Here is a 24,272-nt window from a genome sequence, read left to right on the forward strand (position 1 = left end):
TCCAAATCGATTGAACTTTCTGCCTGCCGGCGGCCTTCATCTTTGCCTTGAAGCAAAGACGAAGCAGAAAATTCAAGGCTGCTTTTAGTCCTTCCCTTACGTTTTGTAAAACCTAAATTCGGACGGGTGATCTCCTCGATTCCTCGGAGCTTCCCGCTCTCATTAAGGTTTCACTTCAACTCCAGTCAACGACCAAAAGAGGCCGTCCACTGCAGTAACATCGGAGCCTGGCCTCGTCCGGTGAGCCGGAAAACAAGCGGTGACGGCGTTAAAAAATTACTGTTGTTTGAGGAGGTACGACAGCCTGTCCCGATCGTAGCATCGGGAAGTTTCAAGAATTTTAGCTACCCATTATAGTCTTAAGTCTTTTGATGAATCACATTTTATACGCTTGCTCCTTCAAAAATTTCATGCGAACCATAATTTCTTATACATTCGTGCAAGAATTTTTTGAGACTATGGATTGGAGCACACTACTTTCACCAAAACGCTTGGGCAGCAAGGGAACTTTAGGCCCGGTAACAAACGAAGACCGCACACAATTTCAGCGCGATTACGACCGGATTATTTTCTCGTCGCCATTTCGCCGGATGCAGAATAAAACACAGGTTTTTCCGCTGCCCGAACATATTTTTGTTCACAACCGCCTTACACACAGCCTGGAGGTGGCCAGTGTGGGCCGATCGCTGGGGAATTTATTGTCGGAATACCTGCTGGAAATTCATCAGGATAATCCGCTGATCCACGAAATAGGAACAATTGTTTCAACCGCCTGTCTGGCTCACGATCTAGGAAATCCACCGTTTGGGCACTCAGGCGAAGCAGCCATCTCGAACTATTTTAACAAAGCAAGCGGCCAAAAATTCAAAGATCAACTTTCGGAAGGCGAATGGAAAGATTTCACTTGCTTTGATGGGAATGCCAATGCTTTTCGCACACTCACCCACCAGTTTAACGGCAAACGCGAGGGTGGTTTTGCATTAACCTACTCAACGCTGGCCAGCATTGTAAAATACCCGTATGAGTCGGTAAAAGCAACCAAACCAAAGTTTGGCTTTTTCCAGTCGGACAAAGAAAATTACTACCATATTGCCAATGAGCTGGGAATTGCAAAACGCGAAGATGGAAGTTTTGCCCGCCATCCGCTGGTGTATCTGGTGGAGGCCGCCGACGATATTTGTTACCAGATTATGGATTTGGAAGACGCTTTTAAACTGGGCATTTTACACTACGACCGTATTCGTGCACTTTTCCAGAATTTCTTTACCGAAGAACGTATTGAACGTTTCGAAAAAACCTTTACCCAGGTAAGCGATATAAACGAACAGATAAGTTACCTGCGTGCCAACGTTATCGGCGAGTTGATTTACCGTTGCATAGATATCTTCAAGGATAATTACGACGCGATTATGGCCGGAACTTTTGCCGGCAGTCTTATCGATCAGCTTCCCGGTAAGCAAGCCGCAGCAATGAAAGAAGTGCAATGTATTTCGTTTGGCGAAATTTATGCACACCGTTCGGTTGTTGAGATTGAAATTGCAGGTTATAAAATTATCGGCACGCTGCTGGAAGAATTTGTTGATGCAATTATGAATACCGACAAAAAGGATAAGTACAGCCAAAAAATATTATCGTTGCTACCCGGTCAGTTTAAAACCGATGAAGATTCGGTATACCTGAAAATCCAGTCGGTAGTTGATTTTGTATCGGGAATGACCGATATTTTCGCACTCGACCTTTACCGAAAAATTAAAGGAATAAGTTTACCCGGCGTGGTTTAGAAAGTTCACAGTATTCAGTCTCAGTTTACAGTGAAAAACTGATTACTGAGACTGAATACTGGAGACTGGATCTATCCTTCCAGCAAATTATCGAGCAACCCGCCACGTGCTTCTTTTCGGGCGTTTCCTCCTGCCGGCGACAACTCAGCGATTAATTTCCGTATTGGCATACTTTGCAACCAAACTTTTCCGGTTCCCCGTAACGTGGCCAGAAATAATCCTTCGCCGCCAAAAACCATCGAACGTAAACCTCCTGCCTGTTCAATACTATAATCTATCGAGGTTTCAAAACCAACAATACATCCGGTGTCAACCCGCAAAGTTTCGTTGTTCAGCTGTTTCTCAATTACAGTTCCTCCGGCGTGGATAAAAGCTTTTCCATCGCCTTGCAGCTGCTGAAGAATAAATCCTTCGCCGCCAAAAAATCCGGCACCCAGTTTACGGTTAAACGTTATTGATATTTTTGTGCCTAGTGCCGCACACAAAAAAGCATCCTTTTGAACGATGATTCTTCCACCAAAATCCGGCAGGTTAAGCGGAATAATAGTTCCCGGGTAAGGAGCCGAAAAAGCCACGTGCTTTTTTCCCCATCCCTGGTTGGTAAAGTGGGTAAGAAACAGCGACTCGCCACTTATTAAACGAGATCCGGCAGATAATACCTTATCAAAGAAACCGGCACGTGGGTTTGATCCGTCGCCCATACGGGCCTGAAACTCGATACCATCTTCCATGTACAACATGGCACCCGCCTCGGCAATTACCGTTTCGGCCGGATCTAATTCAATTTCAACCAACTGAACATCGTGACCGATGATCTTATAATCAATTTCATGCGAATTCATAGTTCTAATTTTATGTTTGAGCCCCGAATTTAAGTGAATTCAGGGAAATAAAATTCCAAATCAGAAAATTTAGCGATCTTTGCACAAAATAATTTAGCGATGCGCAAGAATAACAACAGTAACCGGGGCAGTTCACAAGGTAAATCATCCGGCAATTCGTCAAAACGTTCGGTGAAGGCACCTTCTGGAAAACGTGTTGGAAAATCACGGGTGATAGAAAAATCGGAACCCAAAAAAGAATTCAAACCCGGGAAAAAATATGGCAAACCGGCTGAAAAGAAAAAAGAAGCTGCCGGACCAAGGCCAAAACTAAAAACACTTTCGGCCGAAGGAATGCGCCTGAACCGTTTTATCGCCAACGCCGGTGTTTGTTCGCGCCGCGAAGCCGATACTTTTATTACTGCCGGAGCGGTAACCATTAACGGACAGATTGTTACTGAACTGGGAATACGAGTGCTGCCGGGCGACGAAGTACGTTTTGACGGACGGAAAATTGAAGCCGAGCGCAAAGTGTATATTTTGCTGAATAAACCAAAAGATTATGTGACCACCACCGACGATCCGCATGCGGATAAAATTGTGATGGACCTGATAAAAGACGCTTGCGAAGAACGTGTTTACCCTGTTGGCCGACTGGACCGAAATACGACCGGTTTGTTACTGTTTACCAACGATGGTGATCTTTCGAAAAAACTAACCCACCCAAAACATAACAAAAAGAAGGTGTACCAGGTTACCCTCGACAAACCTGTTGAGCGTGGACACATGGATATGATTGCCGCAGGAATTGAACTGGAAGACGGCCCAATTGCTGCCGACGCCATTAGTTACACTCATCCTGATGATAAAACCGAGGTGGGCATTGAAATTCATTCAGGTAAAAACCGCATAGTGCGTCGTATTTTCGAGCACTTTGGTTACCGGGTTAAAAAACTCGACCGTGTGCTTTTTGCCGGCCTCACCAAAAAGAATTTGCCACGTGGAAAATGGCGGATTCTTACCGAAAAAGAGGTGAAGTTTTTAAAAATGATGTAAAAAAAAGTTGGAAGACTGAAGCCCGGAGCCGGAAGAAAAGCTTCTCCTACTCCGGCCTTCAAACTTCCTATCAATAAAAACTATAGCTGTTTGTTAACCATCAGTTGTAATTATTCTCTCTACCAGTTACTAATTAAACGATTTTGGAAAAGGAATTCTTACACATAATCCAGAAAAACCAGGGCATTATCCACAAAGTTTGCAACATTTATTGCGACACGGAAGATGACCGAAATGATCTGTTTCAGGAAATAGTGGTACAACTTTGGAAGTCGTTCCCTAATTTCAGAAAAGAATCAAAGGTTTCTACATGGATGTATCGTGTTGCGCTGAATACCGCAATTACTACTTTCAAAAAAAGTAAAAGAAGACCTGACCAAAACAACCTGACGTACGAAAATTTTCAGATTGAAGATGAAAAGTACGATACCGAAACCGAAGAGAATATTAAAGTATTGCACAAAGCTATTCAGCAGCTTACCGGAATCGAAAAATCGATTGTGCTGCTGTACCTCGAAAACAAAAAGTACGAGGAAATTGCTGAGATTACCGGAATTACCCAAAACTATGTGCGGGTGAAAATGAACCGGATTAAGAAAAAGCTGAAGAAGCTTATGGTAACTGAAGAGTAGTAGTTATGGAATTAAACGAGCTTAAAAAAACATGGAGCAAAATAACCCCCTCCAAAGAACTGGACGAAAACCAGTTGAACACCATGCTCAGCAAACGAACCAAGAACCTCATCGAACGAATCGACCGTAATATCCGTATTGGATTTATTATTCTTCTGGGGCTGATTGTTTTGTTCACGCTTGATGATTTTATCTTGTCACCTGAAACCATAGAAAAACATTACAGCGATCTGCCCATACCCAATTGGGTACTTTTTATGGGCGTTTTTGGCAATGTGCTTATTGTTACCACCTTTCTCTATTTTGTTATCAAGTATTACCGGGTGAAAAAACAATGCGATGTTGCTTGTGATTTGAAAGGCACGCTCAAAAAAATAATTGAAACACTATCACTGTATCAACGCCTCTTTTATCTGGCACTTGCCACATTGTTACTCAGTATGGCCTCAGCTTTTATTTCGGGGATGTTTATTGGAACCGAATACAATGCAGAAGCGCAAGGCATGCATTTATCCGACATTGAAACCAGTAAGATCATTTTAACGGTCGGAATAACAGTGCTTCTTGTCGCTGTTTTCGGTGGTGCGATATTCCTTTTCCTTCGCTGGGGATTCCGCAAATTGTATGGCAACTACATCAAAAAATTAAAAGCCACACTGCGCGAACTGGAAGAGTTGGATTAATTCTATAGCAAACCGGGCATGGGGCAAGTGCATGGAGCTTCCGGTATCTATTGTGAGGATCGAGTTGCGAGAATCAGGTATCCAGTATCAAGAATCCAGTATCCAGTATCCGGCATCTGTCAAACGAAGCACATTCTTCCAACATATTGGCCGGTTTTATCGTTTATGTGTCGTAATTCAGGATCGACTTTTTATCTTTACGCCTCAAACTGAACATTAGATTATGACATTAATAAAATCGATCTCGGGAATACGAGGTACCATTGGAGGTAAACCGGGCGAAGGTTTAAGCCCGCTCGACCTGGTAAAATTTACTGCGGCTTACGCCATCTGGGCAAAAGAAAAAGCAAACAAAGAAAAAATTACAGTAGTTGTTGGACGCGACGCACGGATTTCGGGAGAAATGGTGGCATCAATCGTTGTTTCAACCCTGTCGGGGATGGGATGTAATGTGGTGAACATCGGACTGGCAACTACGCCAACCACCGAAATTGCCGTTACCGAAGAAAAAGCTGATGGCGGAATTATCCTCACGGCCAGTCATAACCCAAAACAATGGAATGCATTAAAACTACTGAATTCAGCAGGTGAATTTCTTGATGCTGAAGAAGGAGCAAAAGTACTGGCAATTGCCGATGCTGAAGATTTCAGCTTTGCCGAAGTGGATGATCTGGGAACAGTGGTGGAAAAAGACTATACCGATATTCATGTGCAACATGTACTGAACCTGGAATTGGTGGATGTGGAAGCCATTAAAAAAGCCAACTTTTCGGTAGCTGTTGATGCCGTTAACTCGGTTGGTGGCGTTGCCATGCCGGCACTTTTTAAAGCGCTCGACATTAAGAATATTGTTGAAATAAACTGCGAACCAACCGGTCATTTTGCACATACACCGGAGCCAATTCCTGAAAACCTGGTGGAAACAGCGGAAATCATCAGCAAGAATAAAGTTGACGTGGGTTTTGTGGTCGATCCTGATGTTGACCGCCTTGTGATTATCAACGAAGATGGCAGTATGTTTAACGAAGAGTACACGCTGGTAGCCGTTGCCGATTATGTGTTGAGCCAAACTCCCGGAAACACGGTTTCAAACCTTTCATCGAGCCGTGCGCTGCGCGATGTGACAGAAAAACATGGCCAAAGCTACTCGGCAGGAATGGTTGGCGAAGTGAATGTTGTTGCCAAAATGCGCGAAACAAATGCCGTTATCGGTGGCGAAGGAAACGGCGGAATTATTTATCCGGCCAGCCACAGTGGTCGCGATGCCTTGGTTGGAGCGGCACTTTTCCTTTCTCATTTGGCCAAATCGGGCCTTAAATGTTCGGAACTGCGTAAAACCTACCCCGATTATTTCATCTCAAAGAACAAAATTGAACTGACTCCGGAAATAGATGTGGATGGAATTCTTGTAAAAATGCAGGAAAAATATGCAAACGAAGAAGTTACAGCAACTGACGGAGTAAAAATCGATTTTGCTGAATCGTGGGTGCATTTACGAAAATCGAATACAGAACCGATCATCCGGATTTATGCCGAGGCAAAATCAAGTGCTGAAGCTGATAAACTGGCTCAGCAAATGATTGACGAAATGAAAAGCCTGTTATAATTGGCATTACAGAAGGTTATACCAATTGTTTTTCAGTGTGAGCCTTAAGTGAACACACTGGAATTAGAATGGTTAATACCGATTGAAAACGAAAATTGTATGAGATAAGGCTCATCCTGATTTCACATCGGTATTACTCAAATGTTAAGCAATCCTTTGGTGTTGGGTGTAGAAATTAAGTTTTAGCTAATTTTATGTTGTAAAACATGTTTTAACTGTTCCCTTATTTAAAAACGATCTACATTTGAACCGAAAACAATATTCAGTACAATAGTTTACTGAATACAAAACATGAATAATGAAAAGAAAAAAGAATATAGCGATCGTAGCACACGATAACCGCAAAAAAGATATTATGGAATGGGTGTCTTTCAACTGGAAAGAACTGGCCCAACACGACTTGATTTGTACCGGAACAACCGGGAAAATGGTTGAAGAGGCACTTGCCGAAAGCTGCCACAAACATGGCACCGTGCCGCCTACTGTTACCCGCCTGAAATCGGGGCCACTGGGTGGCGACCAGCAGTTGGGAGCAATGATTTGCGAAGGCAATATCGATATGCTCATCTTCTTTTGGGATCCGATGCAACCACAACCACACGATGTTGACGTAAAAGCCTTGTTGCGTATCACGGTTTTATACAATATCCCAACAGCATCAAACCGTTCTACGGCCGACTTTATGGTGACATCCGAATTATTTCACGAGCAATACGATCCGATTATAAAAGATTATCGCGAATATATTGCCCGCGACGTGAATATGGCATAAACCTTTCTTAATTTTTTTAAAAAGACCAGGCATTCTTGATAATTTTTTCAATATTTTTGTCGTTATTGTCCGACATTAATAGTGATTAATCTATGCGAATTATCAGGAATGCCTTCCTCATCACACTTTTTATAATCAGCAACCTGGGCTCATCGGCGCAAGAGGTACCGGAGAAGTATGCCCGCCTGTTTACAGCTCCGAACACCTATATTGCGGGACAAAGTAACACTGCCATTACGATTGACGGACAAGCTAACGAGCCGTCATGGAAAAATGCTGCATGGACATCTGAGTTTATTGATATCCAGGGAGCCAACATGCCTCACCCCACTTACCCTACGCGGATTAAAATGTTGTGGGATATAGATAGCCTGTACATTTTTGCAGAACTGAAAGAGGAACATATTTGGGCTTACTACGATAAGCAGGACATGATCGTTTACCACGAAAATGATTTTGAAGTGTTTATCGATCCCGATGGCGACACGCACAACTATTACGAGTTTGAAGTAAATGCCCAAAATACCTTATTCGATTTATTTCTTGACAAACCATACCGCAATGGAGGGAAACCCGATATTGAGTGGAATGCGAAAGGTTTTAAAAGTGCCGTTTATGTGGATGGCACGCTGAATGACCCGACCGACACCGACAAAAAATGGTGCGTTGAAATGGCTATTCCCTTTTCATCGTTAACCACTGATGGCAATTATATACAGCCCGAAGCCGGTGCTATTTGGAAGATCAACTTTTCGCGCGTGCAGTGGCAAACTGAAATTGTTAACGGGAAATACACCCGAAAAACAAACGACGACGGCAAATTGATCCCTGAAGACAACTGGGTCTGGAGTCCGCAGGGAGTGATAAATATGCACTACCCCGAACGTTGGGGGCTTATTCAGTTTTCGTCTAACGCTCAGAAACCAACACACTCTTCTTTTCAACTGCCCAAACAGGAATTACTGGCCCGCCACCTGTGGCATGTGTTTTATGCGCAACGCGATTATCAACGTGAGCACAAGACTTTTTGTAATGATCTTGACACTCTTGGAATTCAATCAAACGGAAAAGAAAACAACACCAGTTTCTCGCTGGAATTAAATACCTCGGGAAATACTTATACTGCAACCTTAACAACCAACAACAACCTGATGATCTCTATCGATCAGGATGGCTTATTACGCATACATACTGACAAATAAACAAACTAACGATGAACAAAAGAGATTTTATTAAAACCACAATGCTGGCCGGAATGGGGCTTACCGTAGCTAGCGCCTGTGCCGGCGAAGCAAAACCGCCAGCGGCTGAACAAGGATTGAAACACTGGGTTTGGGAAAACCCAAATCATGAGGAAAGCGACGAAGACCTGCAAAAGAAATACAGCAGTTATTACGAAGCCGGTGTGCGCGGTATGTTTTTCGAGCACGACAGCGAACGCCACTTTCGAATAGCAAAAAAGGCCGGGCTGGAAACACACCGTTGGATGTGGACCATGAACCGTGGCGAAAAAGAGCTGCTTGCCAGTCACCCGGAATGGTATGCCGTTAGCCGCGACGGAAAATCGTGTGCTGACAATCCTCCATACGTTGGATATTACCGTTGGTTGTGCCCTTCGAAACCGGAAGTGAAGGAATATCTGGCTCAACGCTCAAAAGAAATTCTTGACAAGGATTATGTTGACGGCCTGCACCTGGATTATGTGCGTTATTGCGACGTAATTCTGCCGGTAAACCTGTGGAATAATTACGGCATTGACCAAAGCAAAGAGTTGCCCGAGTACGATTTCTGTTATTGCGATACCTGCCGCGAGAATTTTAAAAAGAAAACGGGTAAAGATCCGTTGGAAATGGAACACCCCGATCAAAGTCCGGCCTGGCGCAAATACCGCTATGAGCAGGTGAATGGTATTGTAAATCACCTGGCAGAAATTACCCACTCATACAATAAACCAATTACCGCAGCGGTTTTCCCAACACCGGAAATTGCGCGCCGCATTGTGCGTCAGGACTGGACCAACTGGAACCTCGATGCGGTTTGCCCGATGATCTACCACGGTTTCTACCGCGAAACAGTAAGCTGGATTGGCGATGCTGTTGAGGAAGGCATGCATTTCCTTTGCGGGAAATTCCCGATTTATGCCGGTCTGTTCCTGCCCGATTTTAAATCGGATGAAGAGCTGGAAGAAGGAATTCGTGTAGCCATAGCAAACGGAGCATCAGGAGTTTCGTTGTTTGGGAAGGTGGATGAAAAGATTTTAGGGATATTGAAGAAGGCTTCTAAATAAGAGACATAAAAGAATTGGGGTCTGCCCTAAGAAATGCGCTTAGCGGTATAGAACCGCTTAGCGCATCTTTCTCCGACACACTCGCTATTTACATTACCCCTCACCCTGTCGGGAGCTCCCCTCAAGAGGGGAGCTAGCGCTGTTCAATTTTAGCGATATTCAAAATCTCCGGCATTACTTTGCAGCTGTTTCCCTCTTGAGGGGAAATGGCTACAGCCAAAGGGGCATATTCTTGCTTTTTGACTTTCAGCTTTTTCCATTACATTTGCAGGCCAAAATTTTGAGTATTAATTGAGCAGGTGGCATAACCCTGCAGTTTAAAAATAAAAAAAATGCAAAACGAAATCTTATGGCTGGCTATGTTGCTGGCAAATTTTCTGCTAATTATTTTAGCCTACCGTTTATTCGGGAAATGGGGCCTTGTAATGTGGATTCCCATCTCGGTAATTGTGGCCAACATTCAGGTAATACAAACCGTTGAGCTGTTTGGTCTGGTGGCCACGCTTGGTAACATTGTGTATGCCACCTCGTTTTTGGTGACCGATATTCTGTCGGAGAACTACGGAAAAGAGGAAGCTAAAAAAGCCGTTTGGATCGGGTTCTTTAGCTTGATATCAATGACTTTGCTGATGAACCTGGCACTGGAATTTCTGCCACTGGAAGGTGACGAATTTGCAGGAATAAGCCATGAAGCTACCAGCACCATTTTTAGCCTGATGCCGCGTATTGCCATTGCAAGTTTAGCTGCCTATCTATTGTCTCAGCGCCATGATGTGTGGGCTTATCATTTCTGGAAAAAACGTTTTTCGAAAGACCATCAGATCTGGTTGCGCAACAACCTCAGCACAATGGTTTCGCAACTGATAGACAGCGTAGTATTTGTTGCCATTGCCTTTTGGGGCGTTTACGAATGGCCGGTGCTGATTGAAATTCTGCTTACCACCTATTTCCTGAAATGGATTGTTGCAGCTGCCGATACACCGTTTGTCTACTGGGGAAAGAAAATTTACAAAAGCAATCGTTTTTGGATGGAATAGGAAGAAAAGAAGAGTGAGAGTGTGCGATTTGAGACTGTGGGATAAATGAATTGATTAGCTGTAAGCTCAGAGATTAAACACTTAGCCACGCGAAAGGATTCGCGTGACAGCGGAGACAAATAATCAGCTTCCATCTGTGAAACTTCACTGAAATAACTACTCCTCAGATCAAGAAATGCCTATAACGATGATACCGGTAATAATAAGAAAATAATTACCTAATATTGAATCAAGCTGTTTCCATCATGCATGATTGACCACCAATCGATTTAATTTTATCTTTTTCTTTAATAAAAGCAACAAGATTATTTTTAGTCAATGATTGATTTAAATAATAAGCTATTGCATCATTTTCAATATTGTTAAAAATAAGATGCATTTTATAGCTTGTTTTAAAATTTTCAAGTAATCTAATAATTACATTATTTATAAATGAATAATCAATTGATTGAATTCCTTCAAAATCCAACTCAATATCATTGTTTTCAATATCTATCTCTTTAATATAGTTAATTAGGTCTTCATATACATCTATGCTATCAACGTCTCCCCATAAAATTCTTTTATTGAATTTCTGTTTAATTTTGTAGTTGTTCATTTGAATATTATTTAATTATTTGTACTGAAATAATGGTTCTATTTAATGCATAATTACTTTTCCAATAATAGACATTTTTTAAATGATCTGAAGTAAGCAATATATCATGCATTATAAAATTTACTTTTCTTCTTTTTGCTACAATGTTTACGATATCTAATATATCTTCCGTAAATAGTAAATCTCTTGTTCTTCCTGTTTTGACTTTATCCAATGCGCAAAAGACTAAATAACCTCCAGATTTAAGCCAAGTTATTGACTTGTCTATAAGTGATGAGTATATATCTCTAACTTCATTCATTTCTAGTCCTTCACCATATCCATATGGAGGATCTGTGACGACTGCATTTATACTCGATTCTTCAATTCCATAAGATTCAATATTCCCACAGATGTTATTTTTCAAGAAAATGGGATAATCAGTTCTGAAGCAATTGTTGATATAACCAACTCTTTTTGATGTATAATAACTGTCGGTGAAGTATTTTTTGTTGTTATTATCAAAACTCACAATAGGTTCTCCTGTTATTGCAAACTCATTTTCAAATAATTCAAGTTGTTTGCCAAACATTGAAAAACCGGGTTCGTATTTGTCTTCTTGAAAAGGTCTGATATAATTATTAACAAAGTCTCTCTGACCCTCTACCCCAAGTTCTGCTCCTCGAAGATTTTCCATTGAGTATCTTCTAAGAATATAATAATAAAGCCTTTCACTCAAAGATTTAATTCTATCATTAACATCTCCGGTAGTTTCAGGTAAACCCTGAGCGTTTAATTTTATATTTTCAGGTATTAAAGCTTGAAATTGTTTTGTTAGAGTGACATTATTTAAATGTTCAGTAATTTCACCTATAATTGAGTTGAAATTTTGTGCACCATTACAGAAAAAATCATAATTATCTTTTGCTCCATTAGTTCCAAATAAATCACTAGCAATTACCTTGCATCCCATCTGAGAGGCCTCAATGGCTAACGTGCCAGTATGACAAAAAGGATCAAGTACAATAGAATCTTTTTCAACCTTAGCAATATTTAGCATTGCATTCATTAAACGATGTGGAGTTGTGAAAATCCCTGCCCAAAATGGTTTTAACTCTTTTAAATTATCCATTTCGTGGATAGGATTATCTTTTTTATATTCACTTAAATAACAAACACCATAATCAATTACGTTTCTATCTTCATAAAGTTCAGATAGAGCAGAATAATCATGAACTTTACCTTTTTCAAGAAAAATAAATATGTGTTCTTCATTTGGTTTTAACTTTAAAGATGATTCTACTGAATTAAGTTTTGATTGTAGATTATTTGAGGCGATATTAAATGAATCATTACCTATATGGTACCTCCTGTCATCAATTAGCAGGGAATCTAACTTATTATTAACTTCATTTTCAGTTTTTTTATAAAAAACTGTATTGTGCCACTCATTTTCTTTTTTACAAAACGATGTTACATCTTCAAGAATATCATCAATTTGAAGGTCGGCCCATTTTGATATAAATAAAAACTTACCACATGAATGAATATATCCAGACCGTCTAATTATATCTTTTATATCAAATTTGAAACTACTTAATACTATAGCACTTTGGGATAAAAAAATTATATAGGTGAAGTCTTTGTTTTCGTCTACAAATATCTGATTATTAAATGAAATTCTATTTCCTTCAGATGTAAGTTCCTCAACTGTTTTTGTTCGTATTAAAACATCTTTTTGTTGAAGTTCTAATAAAGAAATTAACTCTCCTTTCGAAATATCTGTTTTTTCAAATGATCTATTAAAGACAAAAAGATAACTGTTGTGTGCCATGACCTGTTATTGATGCTATTAAAATAAGAAAAATATATTTTAATCATGATTACACAGCAATATTCTTACTAACAAAAGGACTTATAATGAAAAATTAAATGTCTTACATGTTTATAAAGTATTTTGAATAAGTGCGCACAGGTATACGTAATAACAATTTTGTCATGCTAACTCCACGTCGAAATGTTTTTCAATAACCTCAGGATAATTCTGCCAAATCTTTCCATTCAGCTCTTTACCATTCTCCTTTTTATTACGTTTAACTTTATCAGCCCCCCAAGTTCCCCATTGTTTAAAGAAGAAAGCAACATCATTAGCATCACATTGCTTTTTAACATTCTCCACCCAACTTTTATCCATTGGTCTTGCTTGATTTCCACTTTCACCACCGACAATAACCCAATTAATATTAGTCAAATCTATTTCTCCTAAATCTTCGAGAAGTGGTTCAACCGATAAGAACAATACTGATGCATTTAGGTGTCGAAGTTTGTCAATACGTGGAATTCCATCAAACTTATTCTCCACAGTAACACCTAACCATACATTTTTGGGAATTTCCCTTTGAGATAGATATTCATACATTCTATCAGCCCTTTTAGTTAGCACTTGATAAGTATGATGAGGTGTTTGCTTTATAACAGAAAATATCTTGTCCAAATAATCCAACGGCATCTTTTCGTGAAAAATATCACTCATTGAGTTTACAAAATAAACTGTAGGCTTCTTCTTTTTTAAAGGTTCATTTAATCGAGATGGAACGATATTAAATCTAAATCCATTTTCGTAACCAACAGTTCCAATGGCCTTAAGCCTACGAGCCATAGACTCAGCATAACAATGTTTACAACCTGCCGAAATTTTTGTACAACCAGAAGATGGATTCCAAGTTGCTTCTGTCCATTCAATTTTTGATGCCATGATTATTTTAGCTTTTCGGGTACTAATTTATGAATATTACTACTAGCAATACGAAATTCTTTATTGATTGTTCTCTGCTTTCTTAGTTCACGCAAAACTTCATTGGCGTGTTTCGGTAAACACCCCATTTCAAACGTCCATCGATATACCTCTACATTTGTCTCCAAGTCATTACTAAGAACTTTATTTTTAAGTTCATTTTGAAAGACTTGAATTTTATTTGAAATATCATGTTCGGCCCATAATGAAGGTTCGATTGGATTTATTTTCTCATTGTCGATATCATAGTTTGCATCCCCGGTGTTTTTGTTTATCCCCCAACAAATATTCAGAAACTTTTCTATACCTAAAAGATGGTTTGTTCCGAAAATCAATCCATAAATATTTGGTCCTTTTTTAATAGAAAACGGTGCGAGGTAATATTCTGTTCCTCGAGGAATCAATTGTTTATAATAATTGAAAACCACACGATGACAATGGTGAGGTTTAGTTGGGTCAAAAGATTCTCGGTTTAATTTTAAATATGTTTGAAATTCGGGTTGTTCCGCAAACCTATTTGCAAACGATGAAGAAATAAAAAAAATAAAATCTGTTCTTTTTAAACTTACTAATTGCTCAAAAATATCTTCAGTTATTTGTTTAATGCCAAACTGATCCAAAAACATGAAACGTGGAAGTTGTGCAGTATTTTGCATAAAAGGATACCATTCACCAAACAATTGTTTAAAGTCCTTATTTTCCTCATATACCTTCAAAATACAATCTTTTGTTTTAGGACACATTTCTGAATTTTTACATTCCATTAGCTTCTCAGAAATATTTTGCTTTAATGCTTCATAACGCTTTTTATCAACTTCGTTAAATAGCACATTCAACCTTAAAGATTCGTCCTTTATGGTTTTACAATATGGGAACAGTTCTTCGAGCATTATTAACGGACTGCCATTAACTCCTTCTGAGTCCTTCCCCTCACCTGCAAACATGTCATAAAGCGAAATATCGGTCCAGTATTTCTGCCTTCTTTTCAAAAAAACAGGCAACCATTCTTGAAGATATTTATGAAGAATATATAGCTTGATTTGTGTGCCTTCATCAAATCCTTTGTTGAAAATATCGTTTGATTTTGCCATTGGGAATCATTTTAGTTCTAATTTCTAGTCTTTAACGAAGCTCCAATTTAGCAATAAATTCAAACTTATGGTATTATACATAAATAATATGTTTCATAAATCTGTTTCATATTCTAGGTTGGTATATTCCCTCGCGTGTGGTTTATATCTTCCGTTCTCATTGTTAAGTATCATGATTAACCGTAACGGAAGTGGGGCTAAAGCCCAACTTTGGAAGCATAATAACTAACCCCGGCATTAATGCCGGGGTTAAGCAAGCCCCTCAGAACCGGGCTTAAGCCCGTAAGCCTTACTAAAAGCGGGTTTCCGAAAGACTACGATAACACAAAAACACCTATCTAACTGATTACAAGACCTCCCCCGCCACCAATTTGGTGTTTTCGCAGCCCTGCGAAAGCTTCAAAGTCACCAATTTGGTCGTTTCGTAGCGCTTTGCTACCATCAAATTATTCAATTTAGTGCTTTCGTAGGTGTTTGAAAGCTTCTCCGTCTTCACAAAAGTCCTTTTGTAGTGCTACAATGGCACTTTTGTCATCACAAAACTACTTTCGTAGTGCTACAACAGCGTTTTTGTCACCACAAAACTACTTTCGTAGCTGTACAAAGGGGGTTTAGTCACCAATTTACTGCTGTCGTTGCCTTGCAATGGGACTTTAGCCATCACTCCGGGCCTGGCAAAATCGAACAACAGGACTAAAAACCCTAAAGGCAAACCATCGTTCTTCAACGCTAATTGTTTAGTTGTCAATTTAATGTTTATGCTAAACAACACAAGCTCTACTGTTGACTTTGGTAAGCTTATGTTCTAATTTGCAAGAACTTTACACATTAATAAGCACCATGCACACACCAAATAATCAACAAAATACACATACACCCATACATTCTTAAATTTTAACTATTATGAATTTTATAAAATCAATCCCTTTAACGCGCTTGCGCAACAACGATTACTTTCAGTTTATGGCTGATGTAAAAAGTTTGATTGCGCAGGCCACCCCTGCAGCACTTAATGTGGAGGAAGAATCGGTAGACTTCGACAATAGTTTTACCGAACTGGACGAAGCAATAAATGTTGACCGGGGAAGTGTACTCACTGAAAAAGTTCAGGATGCCGACCACAGGCGCGATACTACCTGGACTGCACTAAACGAGCGGGTAAAAGCAACGCTTTTTAGCCCGATACCAGAAGAAGTTGAGGCTGCCAAACACATCGAACGGGTTTTTAATCTGTATGGAAACATCAGATACCTGTCGTTGAAGGAACAAACTGCAGCAGCAACCAACCTGAATAACGACCTGAAAGACCGAGATATGGCAGTGCATTGCCAAACCATTGGTATTATGCCGTGGGTTTTGGCGCACGAAACCGAAAACAATACCGTTAACGATCTGCAAAACCAACGCGACAGCGAAAAAGCAAACAACAACGCCGCAAAAGTTAAAGAGGTGCGTTTGGCTTTCGAAGGGGTATACAAGGCATTGGTAAACCGTATTAATGCACTGGTTACTTTACGCATGGCAACTCCCGAAATCGAAAATTTTATATTAGAGGTAAATCAGAAGATTACAAATCTTGAGATTCAGCTTGCCGCCCGTCAGGGGCAATCTGCCAGCGGAGAAGAAGAATCGGCTGAAGCTACCGTAGAAGAATAAAAACAAAAACCGTGTATGTGTATCAGAAAGCATCCTTCCGTTGTGTTGGGTGCTTTTTTGTTGAGCTTAAGCCATGCGAAGCCCCGAAACTTCATCGCTACCGCGCGAATCCCTTCGCGTGGTTTATTTCTTCATTAGGCTATAGTTTAGCCACGCGATAGAATCGCGCGGCAGCAGGGCGCTGCCCTATGCTAATGCTTATAGCCCTTTGGGCTATTTAAAAATACAGTTGCCTTGTAAGCAGCACCAACGGTGCTAAAGCAACAACACAGGGTAACACCCTGTGTATTTAAGCGAATTCACTCATCGCTCTGAAAGAGCTTAAGATTCTCTTCTGCCCTTCATGAAAGCCACGCGAAAGGATTCGCGCGGCAGCGGGTTCCTTTAGGGCGGTGATTTTAGATAGGATCATAGAGCACAGGCTTTAGCCTTTAAAAGGATATTAATGGCTAAAGCCCTTTTGCGGAACTGCAATTTTATCACCGGGCTAAAGCCACGGTGCAATCGCAAAAAACAATTGCCCCCAATCAGCGCCACCGGCCCCACCGGCAGGGATTGCAGCGGTAGCTTGCCGCAGCTTTTGCTTGTGACACCCGGCTGTTGGGAGCGACCAAAGGGAGCTACCCAACAGCCCTTGGTGGAACCGGCAAAAGCTGCGGCAACTTTAGCGGAAAGCCCGGCTGCCGGCAAAGAGGTAATTAGTCACTGGGCACTGGTCATTAGTCATTGGGCAGTGGAAAAGGTTTGGATTGTTTAATGGATGAGTTTGTGGATTCAACCACGTTGCTTTTTTACATGCACCGTAGCAAAAATGATGATCATCATAAGCAAAGCCATAACTGCCCCCGACAGGAAACTGGCTTCCAGGCCGCCAAGTGCATAAAACACGCCTACCAGCAAGGGGCCAAAGGTTTGCCCGCCTCGCAACACCATGGAGTTTAACGACATAAAGGCCGCCCGCTCGTTTATTGCCGCGTAACCTACCAGCATATTTTGAATGGATGGAATGGTTATGCCGTGCCCGAAACCGAATACGATGACCGCCACGCCCAACATTAAATACGAATTGGCACCCAGCATAAGCAGCGAAGCCAGCATGTAAAATGCGCTTCCGATAATGAGCTGCCGTTTTTGCCCCAGCAAGCGGTTAAGGCGTGCCAGTTGCGAGCTCATAATGGCTGTGGTTACCGACATGAGCGACATCATTAAACCAATTCGCGAAGAATCGGCGCCCAGGCGCTTTTCCATCATCAGCGGGAAGTAGGTAAGGTACGAACCGTAAAGGATCAGGAAGAGGATAAAGTTAACGGCAAAAAGTCCCCAAACCGTGCGCTGATTAATGGTTTTCCAAACACGCCCAAAATACGACCGTAGTTTCGCCTTGTTCTTTGGCTCGGGATTATTCAGCCCTTTCATTACCCAAATGCCCAGCGGAATAGCCAGAATGGGCAAAGCAAAAATATACTGCCAGCCAAAAATGGCGATCACTCCGCCAAGGGCAGGGTACGATGCTGTGGCTATACTCAAAACACTGGCATTGTAGCCCATTACCGCCGTGCGCCGTTTCCCTTCGAAAAGATCGCCCACAAGGGTAATATTCATACTCGATAATGAACTGGCTCCAACCCCCTGAACAAAACGAAGTGCCAGCAATCCGTAAAATCCGGGCGCAAACATACAGGCAAAACCGGCAATTCCGAAGAGAAACAAAGAGGGCACCAACACCACTTTCCGGCCATAACGATCGGCCAAAATGCCGGTAAACGGCGTAAGAAAAATACCGGGCAGCGTAAAGGCAACAATCAGCCAGCCCACCTGTTGCGGGCTGATACCGAAATAACGGATAATATCGGGGAAAGCGGGTGTAATGCTTGCCACGCCCATCATGGCAATAAGCGTTACCCCAAAAATGAAATAGAGATTTTTATTGTGAAAGACAGATTTTTCGGTCATACTAATTTGATTGCTTGGTGTTAAAAGTAATAAAAATGTAGGCTAAACAGTGATAGCATGACTTAGAGTCATACTATCACTACACCAAAACAGGCTGGTTATTAACTTTTTTCGCCCCTCCAAACCTTTCCGTACGTGGGAGGAAGGTTTAAAGTCCGCTACAGGGGATTTAGAGGTAAAAAACCGGAAGCTGAACACAAAATTATGCCAATGCTTTACAATGTGAATAGTTCGATTGTTACCCCAAACCCCCAAAGGGGCTTATGCCCGGAGAAACAAGGAATATTTAGGAAAAATAAAAAGGCAAAAACATCATAAATGAACGCCAATCGGAGATGCGAACAAGTCCCCAACAGGGGATTTAGGGGTAAGAAACGAAGTAGCTTCTTACCCCTAATCAGGCTGAAAAAGTGAGCGGGTGACTCGAAGTCAGCCGTTCACTCTAGGCTACTCAGTTTATATCTCTACTTTGCTTTCCCATTCCAGTCCGCTAATATCAATCAGTTTCAGCGTGAATTCATTTGCGCGTTGTAAATCAATTGCGCGCAAATCAATAGCCAAATCGGCCTTTGCTCCCAATGGAACAATCAAACTGTGTTTCCCCGGCTTTACGTGCGTTACATAGTGATTGGATATTTGATCGACCGGAAACTTAGCCAAATCATCGCCCTTTTTTTCGAGCAAAATATTTCCTTCCGAATCCAGCAATTGAATCCCGATCAGGAACGATCCATACACATCAACGCCTTCGGTTCGGTATATTTCAAACTGTAGGATATTGTTTTCGATGGAGGCATCGCTGATTTCAATTTTAGGTTTCACCGATTTGTTGTGCAGTTTACCATAAACTCCGCCATGAAAAACCTGGTTGGTAAACAATGTAAGAAATAAAATTCCCAATGAGCCAACCAACACAGCCGGCTTCAAATTCCTTATCGGAAGTTCGCCCGATCCCAGCCACACAAACCAACGGTTTTGTGTGATCCTGAGCTTCTTATTCAGCAGCAACTGATCGAGCGAATATGCTCCGCTGCCGCTAAAAAACAAGGTGAATCCGGCCGCAATTCCCAGCACACCGATTTGCCATTCATCGAGGCAGGTTGTTCCAATCCACCCTGAGCCCAACAGAATTCCGGCGGCGAGGCCAAAAACGCCAACACTCATTAAACGGGTAAAAAGCCCCAGCATAATAAACAGCCCTACAATAGCTTCAACGATAGTAAAAACTACCATTGCCATCCACAACTGCTCGGGATGCGTAACCAGGTGCTCGATTATCGGTTTTATTCCTAAAGCGTTGGGCAGGAAATGATTAAATTTTTCGCCGATGTAGCCAACGCCTTCCGGATCAAGTTTATCAACAAGTACAACACGGCGCCAAAAGGCAGAAAAGTAAGTCCAGCCAACTACCAGCCGGAGAGATAAGGTGAAAAGTCCGGCTAAGTTTGCCGACTTATTCTCAGATTTATTCATGTAAAAATGTATTAACGGTTATTAAAATTGACAATATTTGGTGTACGGGAAAAGCGATTACACCATGTCGAATTTTAACCGTTTATAAAGAATGTACAGCCGGGTGTTTTCGGCAACAATTTCAGGTTGCGGAAATGAGTATTCCGCAGTGGCTGTTGAGGGCAAGAGTAATTCTGCGCGTTCTACAGCAGTGCCAAAAAGCTTGTGATCTGAGTTCTGGAAATTACTGCTGATCCGATAATCATCCGGCGACGTATGGCAGTGATGTTCGAAGTTCGGAGTGGTTTTTGTTTTATTTAACGGACGCTGATATTCGGCACCAATGGTCTTGAACAAAGGCTCTTTTACTGAGCACGATGCAAGCGAAAACAACGCAATTACTACCAGCAATGCATGTTTTACCCACCTAAAATATTGTTGAATGCGTTCCATTAATTCCAGAAACAAAGGTAAGTATAAATTGTTTGGTGCTCAACCTGGCTTGCCCGGTTATATATCCTGAAATCCGATTAGTTTCTGCAGTTTTTCGTCCCATAAACGTAAACGCAAAGTTTTGAGGCTTGAGCGAAACGTTACCGGCTTCACCTCTCTGAAAATTTTATTTTCGGCGTAACATTTGGGCAAATTGTAGTTGGGTATACGCGCATTAATGTGATGAATATGATGAAACCCGATATTGCCGGAAAACCACTGAAGCAGTTTGGGAAATTTGACAAATGAACTTCCTTCGAGTGCCAGTTTTGTGTAGTTCCAATCATCGCTTCTAACCCACGATACATCTTCATACTGATGTTGCAGATAAAACAACCACAGTCCGGCCATGCCAGCCAGGTACAGTATAATCAGCTGAAGAATAAGATAGGTGAAAAAACCAATTGCAACACTCATTCCCGCAAACAGCATAACCAACGCAATATTGGTGACATAAACATTGTTTTTCTGCTTTTGCGTCATCCATTCTTTCGTCAGCCTGTTTTGAATAAGAAATACATATAGCGAGCCAATGCCAAACATCACAACCGGATTCCTGTATACCCGGTAATAAAGCCTCCTTTTTTTCGAACTTGCCAGATACTCTTCCTTTGTCATGGTCCATACGTCGCCATCTCCACGTTTATCGAGATTACCAACAGTAGCATGGTGTTTCCCGTGTAAGCTGTGCCATTTATCGAAGGGAGTGAAAGCCAAAATGCCAAACAACATTCCGATATACCGATTGGCTTTGTATGATTTGAAGAAAGAGCCGTGGCCGCAATCGTGAAAGATTATAAACAAACGAACCAATAACCCGGCGGCAATAATGAGCAGAAATGCAGTGAGCCACAACGAAACCGACAAACTATAAACCAACAATATCCATACGCCAACATACGGAATAAAAGTGTTTATGATTTGCCACACGCTTTTTAAGGTATCAGGCTTTTGATAGGAAGCCGAATTTTTTATAAAGTTTTGCCAAGGATTATTTGGGGATGTTTCTTTCTGCCGGGTATTCATCGATCTACTCTCCATTCTTAATGTTCCGTCTATTTAAACGAATAACAGATAGTAGATGTTCGGCAAATTTTCACTATTTCAAAAGCGGGAGCCTGATTTCAGGTCAGACTCCCGCTTCTATCGTGTTATTTCAGATTCTCTTCAAACAGTTTAAAAATACGTTTGTATTCGTCTGTCCAGCTGCTGGGCTCAACAAACCCGTGAGCTTCTACCGGATAAACCGCCAGTTCCCAGTTTTCTTTGCCCAACTCAATCAGTCGTTGTGTTAGGCGAACAATATCCTGAAACTGTACATTATCATCTACCATTCCGTGGCACATCAATAAGTTGCCTTGTAAACCTTCGGCAAAATTTATGGGTGAACTTTTTGCATAGGCAATGCTATCCTGTACCGGTGTATTCAAAATATTAGCCGTGTAACCGTGGTTGTAGTGCGCCCAGTCGGTAACCGAACGCAAAGCTGCACCGGCAGTAAAAGTTTCCGGCTCATTAAACAAAGCCATCAGCGTGATAAATCCTCCGTATGAACCGCCGTAAATTCCAATTCGCTCCGGCGAAACATTATATTTATCCGTCAACAGTTTGGCACCATCCACCTGATCCGACAGATCGAGGCCACCCATCCAACGGTAGATTCCGGTGCGCCAGTCGCGGCCATAACCGGCACTTCCGCGGTAATCGATATCCAGTACTGTATAACCATTGTCGACTAAAATATTATGAAACTGGTACTCGCGAAAATAGCTGCTCCACCATTTGTGCGCATTTTGCAGATAACCGGCACCGTGCACAAAAATCACTGCTGGTCCGTTTTGCTCCGGCGACTCAGGGCGATACAAACGGGCATGCACTTCGGCACCATCGGCAGCATTAAAAGTAATGAACTCCGGGATTCGCCAGTTGTATTTATTAAAAGCGTCGGTGGTTGAATTTGTCAGCTGTTCGGCTTCAGCTCCGGCTTTATTTTCCTGCAAATAAAGTTCCCAGGGTTTGTTGGCCTCCGAATGACGAATGGCCAAATATTTCTCATCAGGAGAAAGTGTTACTTCATTTCCGCCTTCCAACGATGTGATTTGCGTAAGCTTACCACCCCAAACCGGCATTTTGTAGAAATGCGTCACACCCGGGTGCAATTTGTTGGCGATGAAATAAAAACTTTTTTTATCGTTCGAAATAGATGCTTCCGAAACTTCAAACTCGCCTTCGGTAAGCGTTGTTTTCTTTTTTGTTTTGCAGTTAACGGCATACAAATGCGAGTAGCCCGACTCTTCGGAATGAAACCACACCGATTCACCATCAGGCATCCAGCCTATATCTCCTGTCGACATTCCCCAGCCGCCAATTCCGGGGCCTCCGATCCACGCTTCGTCGCGCTGACGATCGAGTAATTCCAAATCACCCGTTGCAGGATCGAGCAACATAATCCAGCGGTCTTTATTGTCATGCGACAGCGCAACAACCACCGCCATATCTTCCGTTTCATTCCACACCGGCCCCATCAGGTTCACTTCGCGGTCTTCAACTTCTTCTCCCTCTTTTGGCATACGTTCAGGGTAATCGCTCAGGTATTCGGGCAAATCTTTCAGACCGGGAATTTGTGTTTTATCAATCGTTATCAGCTTATTGTTTTTCACATCAAAAATCCCCATTTCAACCGACGCCTGCGGACTACCTACTTTGGAACGGGCATTCTTTTCTTCGGTGTACCCCGATTCGGTTACATGATGCGTAACCGAAGTAGCTTTTGCATTCGATGCTCTTTCGTACAAACTGTAACTAATGTAGTTGCCGGTTGGACTCAGTGAAACATCACTCAGAAACTTACTCCCTGTGTATATTTTTAATGGTTCGGCTGCTTTCTCTGCCTCCTCGCGGTTTTCGCGTGCTTTGCTTTTCGCTTCACGTTCCTGCAAAACCACAAATAATTCCTTTTGCTGCTGCTCCAGCCATTTGGCTTGCTCAGATGAAGGCTGTTCCTTTTTCTCGTTCCCCGAAACAAAATTGGTCAGCTGCGTAATCAGCCCGGTTTCCGGATCGATGGTGAATAGATTATTGTCTTTAGTAAAGGCTATTTTCGAATCGTCTAAAACAAATTCGGGCGACGAAACACGCTCCAGCCAGGCTGTAAGCTGTTTCTCTTTTCCACTTTTACAATCCAGCAGAAAGAGGTTACCATTTCGTGTATAAACCTTTTTTGTTTTGTCGCTGTTGTAATTGCCACGACGGCCGGGTAATGTCTTCTTTTCATCCAAACTTACTTTCTCTATTTCTTTGGTCGCCAAATCGTAGGCGAACAATGATTCCAGCGTGTCTTGCTCCGGATTCCACTGAAAATAGATTTTTGCGCCATCTTCGCTCCAGCTTATATCGTCCGGCGAAGTACCTATCCATTTGGCCGGATCCTGCATAATTGTTTCGATAGAAAGCGAACTTTTATTAAGTTGGCTCACCTGGCAAAATCCTGAAAAAGTAAACAGAATAAAAATTGAAAGAATAAAATGTCTCATGAGTGCAGTTTCTTTTTTAGTGTTTTTTTTGAAGGCATCTAAATTAACA

Annotated in this window: 21 protein-coding genes; 11 read left to right on the forward strand and 10 right to left on the reverse strand. The window is 41.6% G+C overall.

Annotated elements, in window-relative coordinates; all coding sequences use genetic code 11:
• Positions 1 to 410 precede the first annotated feature (410 nt).
• On the forward strand, positions 411 to 1,781 hold the full coding sequence (locus LH29_RS21995; RefSeq protein ID WP_232302874.1) for a deoxyguanosinetriphosphate triphosphohydrolase: 1,371 nt from the start codon (positions 411 to 413) through the stop codon (positions 1,779 to 1,781).
• A gap of 71 nt (positions 1,782 to 1,852) precedes the next feature.
• Here the strand turns inward: LH29_RS21995 and LH29_RS22000 are convergent, their stop codons facing one another.
• Positions 1,853 to 2,623 (reverse strand): TIGR00266 family protein, encoded by a 771-nt coding sequence (locus tag LH29_RS22000; RefSeq protein ID WP_045033495.1) that lies wholly within the window; start codon positions 2,621 to 2,623, stop codon positions 1,853 to 1,855.
• A 99-nt stretch (positions 2,624 to 2,722) separates the two neighbouring features.
• Here LH29_RS22000 and LH29_RS22005 point away from each other — a divergent pair, with 99 nt between their 5' ends.
• The 8 genes from LH29_RS22005 (at position 2,723) to LH29_RS22040 (ending at position 10,675) form a co-directional block, all read left to right on the forward strand.
• Complete coding sequence (locus LH29_RS22005; RefSeq protein ID WP_082063903.1) at positions 2,723 to 3,658, forward strand: pseudouridine synthase; 936 nt, start codon at positions 2,723 to 2,725, stop codon at positions 3,656 to 3,658.
• A 143-nt stretch (positions 3,659 to 3,801) separates the two neighbouring features.
• Positions 3,802 to 4,290, forward strand: coding sequence for an RNA polymerase sigma factor (locus LH29_RS22010; RefSeq protein ID WP_045033496.1), 489 nt, complete (start codon positions 3,802 to 3,804; stop codon positions 4,288 to 4,290).
• Between the two features lie 5 nt (positions 4,291 to 4,295).
• A complete protein-coding gene (locus LH29_RS22015) occupies positions 4,296 to 4,973 on the forward strand; it encodes a hypothetical protein (RefSeq protein WP_045033497.1) in 678 nt (225 codons plus the stop codon).
• Positions 4,974 to 5,196: 223 nt separating this feature from the next.
• Positions 5,197 to 6,579 carry a phosphoglucosamine mutase gene (gene glmM, locus LH29_RS22020; RefSeq protein ID WP_045033498.1) on the forward strand — a complete coding sequence of 461 codons (1,383 nt, stop codon included), beginning with the start codon at positions 5,197 to 5,199 and terminating at the stop codon, positions 6,577 to 6,579.
• Positions 6,580 to 6,877: 298 nt separating this feature from the next.
• Positions 6,878 to 7,351 (forward strand): methylglyoxal synthase, encoded by a 474-nt coding sequence (locus LH29_RS22025; RefSeq protein ID WP_045033499.1) that lies wholly within the window; start codon positions 6,878 to 6,880, stop codon positions 7,349 to 7,351.
• Between the two features lie 92 nt (positions 7,352 to 7,443).
• On the forward strand, positions 7,444 to 8,553 hold the full coding sequence (locus tag LH29_RS24390; protein WP_045033500.1) for a carbohydrate-binding family 9-like protein: 1,110 nt from the start codon (positions 7,444 to 7,446) through the stop codon (positions 8,551 to 8,553).
• Positions 8,554 to 8,564: 11 nt separating this feature from the next.
• Positions 8,565 to 9,638 carry a family 10 glycosylhydrolase gene (locus LH29_RS22035; protein ID WP_045033501.1) on the forward strand — a complete coding sequence of 358 codons (1,074 nt, stop codon included), beginning with the start codon at positions 8,565 to 8,567 and terminating at the stop codon, positions 9,636 to 9,638.
• Between the two features lie 332 nt (positions 9,639 to 9,970).
• The gene (locus tag LH29_RS22040; RefSeq protein ID WP_045033502.1) at positions 9,971 to 10,675 is read left to right on the forward strand and encodes a queuosine precursor transporter; all 705 of its coding nucleotides are present in this window, start codon (positions 9,971 to 9,973) and stop codon (positions 10,673 to 10,675) included.
• A 229-nt stretch (positions 10,676 to 10,904) separates the two neighbouring features.
• On the opposite strand, the gene LH29_RS22045 is transcribed toward LH29_RS22040, so the two are convergent.
• From LH29_RS22045 to tcmP, 4 genes are all read right to left on the reverse strand, one after another.
• Positions 10,905 to 11,273: an STAS-like domain-containing protein gene (locus LH29_RS22045; RefSeq protein ID WP_045033503.1), complete on the reverse strand. Its 369-nt coding sequence runs from the start codon at positions 11,271 to 11,273 to the stop codon at positions 10,905 to 10,907.
• A gap of 7 nt (positions 11,274 to 11,280) precedes the next feature.
• Positions 11,281 to 13,086 carry a site-specific DNA-methyltransferase gene (locus LH29_RS22050; protein ID WP_045033504.1) on the reverse strand — a complete coding sequence of 602 codons (1,806 nt, stop codon included), beginning with the start codon at positions 13,084 to 13,086 and terminating at the stop codon, positions 11,281 to 11,283.
• 162 nt (positions 13,087 to 13,248) lie between these two features.
• Complete coding sequence (locus LH29_RS22055; RefSeq protein ID WP_045033505.1) at positions 13,249 to 14,007, reverse strand: DUF5131 family protein; 759 nt, start codon at positions 14,005 to 14,007, stop codon at positions 13,249 to 13,251.
• Positions 14,008 to 14,009: 2 nt separating this feature from the next.
• Positions 14,010 to 15,137, reverse strand: a complete 1,128-nt coding sequence (tcmP, locus tag LH29_RS22060; RefSeq protein WP_045033506.1) for a three-Cys-motif partner protein TcmP — start codon at positions 15,135 to 15,137, stop codon at positions 14,010 to 14,012.
• 903 nt (positions 15,138 to 16,040) lie between these two features.
• Between tcmP and LH29_RS22065 the strand changes: the two genes are divergently transcribed.
• A complete protein-coding gene (locus tag LH29_RS22065; RefSeq protein ID WP_045033507.1) occupies positions 16,041 to 16,793 on the forward strand; it encodes a DUF6261 family protein in 753 nt (250 codons plus the stop codon).
• A 517-nt stretch (positions 16,794 to 17,310) separates the two neighbouring features.
• Positions 17,311 to 17,550, forward strand: coding sequence for a hypothetical protein (locus LH29_RS22070; protein WP_157493798.1), 240 nt, complete (start codon positions 17,311 to 17,313; stop codon positions 17,548 to 17,550).
• A 17-nt stretch (positions 17,551 to 17,567) separates the two neighbouring features.
• Here the strand turns inward: LH29_RS22070 and LH29_RS22075 are convergent, their stop codons facing one another.
• From LH29_RS22075 to LH29_RS22095, 5 genes are all read right to left on the reverse strand, one after another.
• Positions 17,568 to 18,746, reverse strand: a complete 1,179-nt coding sequence (locus LH29_RS22075) for an MFS transporter (RefSeq protein ID WP_045033509.1) — start codon at positions 18,744 to 18,746, stop codon at positions 17,568 to 17,570.
• A 456-nt stretch (positions 18,747 to 19,202) separates the two neighbouring features.
• Complete coding sequence (locus LH29_RS22080) at positions 19,203 to 20,219, reverse strand: TQO small subunit DoxD (protein ID WP_045033510.1); 1,017 nt, start codon at positions 20,217 to 20,219, stop codon at positions 19,203 to 19,205.
• 57 nt (positions 20,220 to 20,276) lie between these two features.
• A complete protein-coding gene (locus LH29_RS22085; protein WP_045033511.1) occupies positions 20,277 to 20,651 on the reverse strand; it encodes a hypothetical protein in 375 nt (124 codons plus the stop codon).
• Between the two features lie 57 nt (positions 20,652 to 20,708).
• Entirely contained in the window at positions 20,709 to 21,731 is a 1,023-nt protein-coding gene (locus tag LH29_RS22090) for a fatty acid desaturase (protein WP_198152550.1), read from the reverse strand.
• Between the two features lie 110 nt (positions 21,732 to 21,841).
• Complete coding sequence (locus LH29_RS22095) at positions 21,842 to 24,223, reverse strand: S9 family peptidase (RefSeq protein ID WP_045033513.1); 2,382 nt, start codon at positions 24,221 to 24,223, stop codon at positions 21,842 to 21,844.
• Between the last annotated feature and the right edge of the window lie 49 nt (positions 24,224 to 24,272).

This window comes from Draconibacterium sediminis (assembly GCF_000949475.1).
GTDB classification, from domain to species: Bacteria; Bacteroidota; Bacteroidia; order Bacteroidales; family Prolixibacteraceae; genus Draconibacterium; species Draconibacterium sediminis.

What these genes read in the sequence shown, in the direction of transcription:
- LH29_RS22065 (WP_045033507.1), top strand. Translation starts at nt 16,041, where the DNA reads ATGAATTTTATAAAATCAATCCCTTTAACGCGCTTGCGCAACAACGAT.
- LH29_RS22095 (WP_045033513.1), bottom strand. Translation starts at nt 24,223, where the DNA reads ATGAGACATTTTATTCTTTCAATTTTTATTCTGTTTACTTTTTCAGGA.
- LH29_RS22005 (WP_082063903.1), top strand. Translation starts at nt 2,723, where the DNA reads ATGCGCAAGAATAACAACAGTAACCGGGGCAGTTCACAAGGTAAATCA.
- tcmP (WP_045033506.1), bottom strand. Translation starts at nt 15,137, where the DNA reads ATGGCAAAATCAAACGATATTTTCAACAAAGGATTTGATGAAGGCACA.
- LH29_RS22035 (WP_045033501.1), top strand. Translation starts at nt 8,565, where the DNA reads ATGAACAAAAGAGATTTTATTAAAACCACAATGCTGGCCGGAATGGGG.
- LH29_RS22045 (WP_045033503.1), bottom strand. Translation starts at nt 11,273, where the DNA reads ATGAACAACTACAAAATTAAACAGAAATTCAATAAAAGAATTTTATGG.
- LH29_RS22000 (WP_045033495.1), bottom strand. Translation starts at nt 2,623, where the DNA reads ATGAATTCGCATGAAATTGATTATAAGATCATCGGTCACGATGTTCAG.
- LH29_RS22075 (WP_045033509.1), bottom strand. Translation starts at nt 18,746, where the DNA reads ATGACCGAAAAATCTGTCTTTCACAATAAAAATCTCTATTTCATTTTT.
- LH29_RS22040 (WP_045033502.1), top strand. Translation starts at nt 9,971, where the DNA reads ATGCAAAACGAAATCTTATGGCTGGCTATGTTGCTGGCAAATTTTCTG.
- LH29_RS22025 (WP_045033499.1), top strand. Translation starts at nt 6,878, where the DNA reads ATGAAAAGAAAAAAGAATATAGCGATCGTAGCACACGATAACCGCAAA.
- LH29_RS24390 (WP_045033500.1), top strand. Translation starts at nt 7,444, where the DNA reads ATGCGAATTATCAGGAATGCCTTCCTCATCACACTTTTTATAATCAGC.
- LH29_RS22090 (WP_198152550.1), bottom strand. Translation starts at nt 21,731, where the DNA reads ATGGAGAGTAGATCGATGAATACCCGGCAGAAAGAAACATCCCCAAAT.
- LH29_RS22050 (WP_045033504.1), bottom strand. Translation starts at nt 13,086, where the DNA reads ATGGCACACAACAGTTATCTTTTTGTCTTTAATAGATCATTTGAAAAA.
- glmM (WP_045033498.1), top strand. Translation starts at nt 5,197, where the DNA reads ATGACATTAATAAAATCGATCTCGGGAATACGAGGTACCATTGGAGGT.
- LH29_RS22085 (WP_045033511.1), bottom strand. Translation starts at nt 20,651, where the DNA reads ATGGAACGCATTCAACAATATTTTAGGTGGGTAAAACATGCATTGCTG.
- LH29_RS22080 (WP_045033510.1), bottom strand. Translation starts at nt 20,219, where the DNA reads ATGAATAAATCTGAGAATAAGTCGGCAAACTTAGCCGGACTTTTCACC.
- LH29_RS22015 (WP_045033497.1), top strand. Translation starts at nt 4,296, where the DNA reads ATGGAATTAAACGAGCTTAAAAAAACATGGAGCAAAATAACCCCCTCC.
- LH29_RS21995 (WP_232302874.1), top strand. Translation starts at nt 411, where the DNA reads ATGCGAACCATAATTTCTTATACATTCGTGCAAGAATTTTTTGAGACT.
- LH29_RS22055 (WP_045033505.1), bottom strand. Translation starts at nt 14,007, where the DNA reads ATGGCATCAAAAATTGAATGGACAGAAGCAACTTGGAATCCATCTTCT.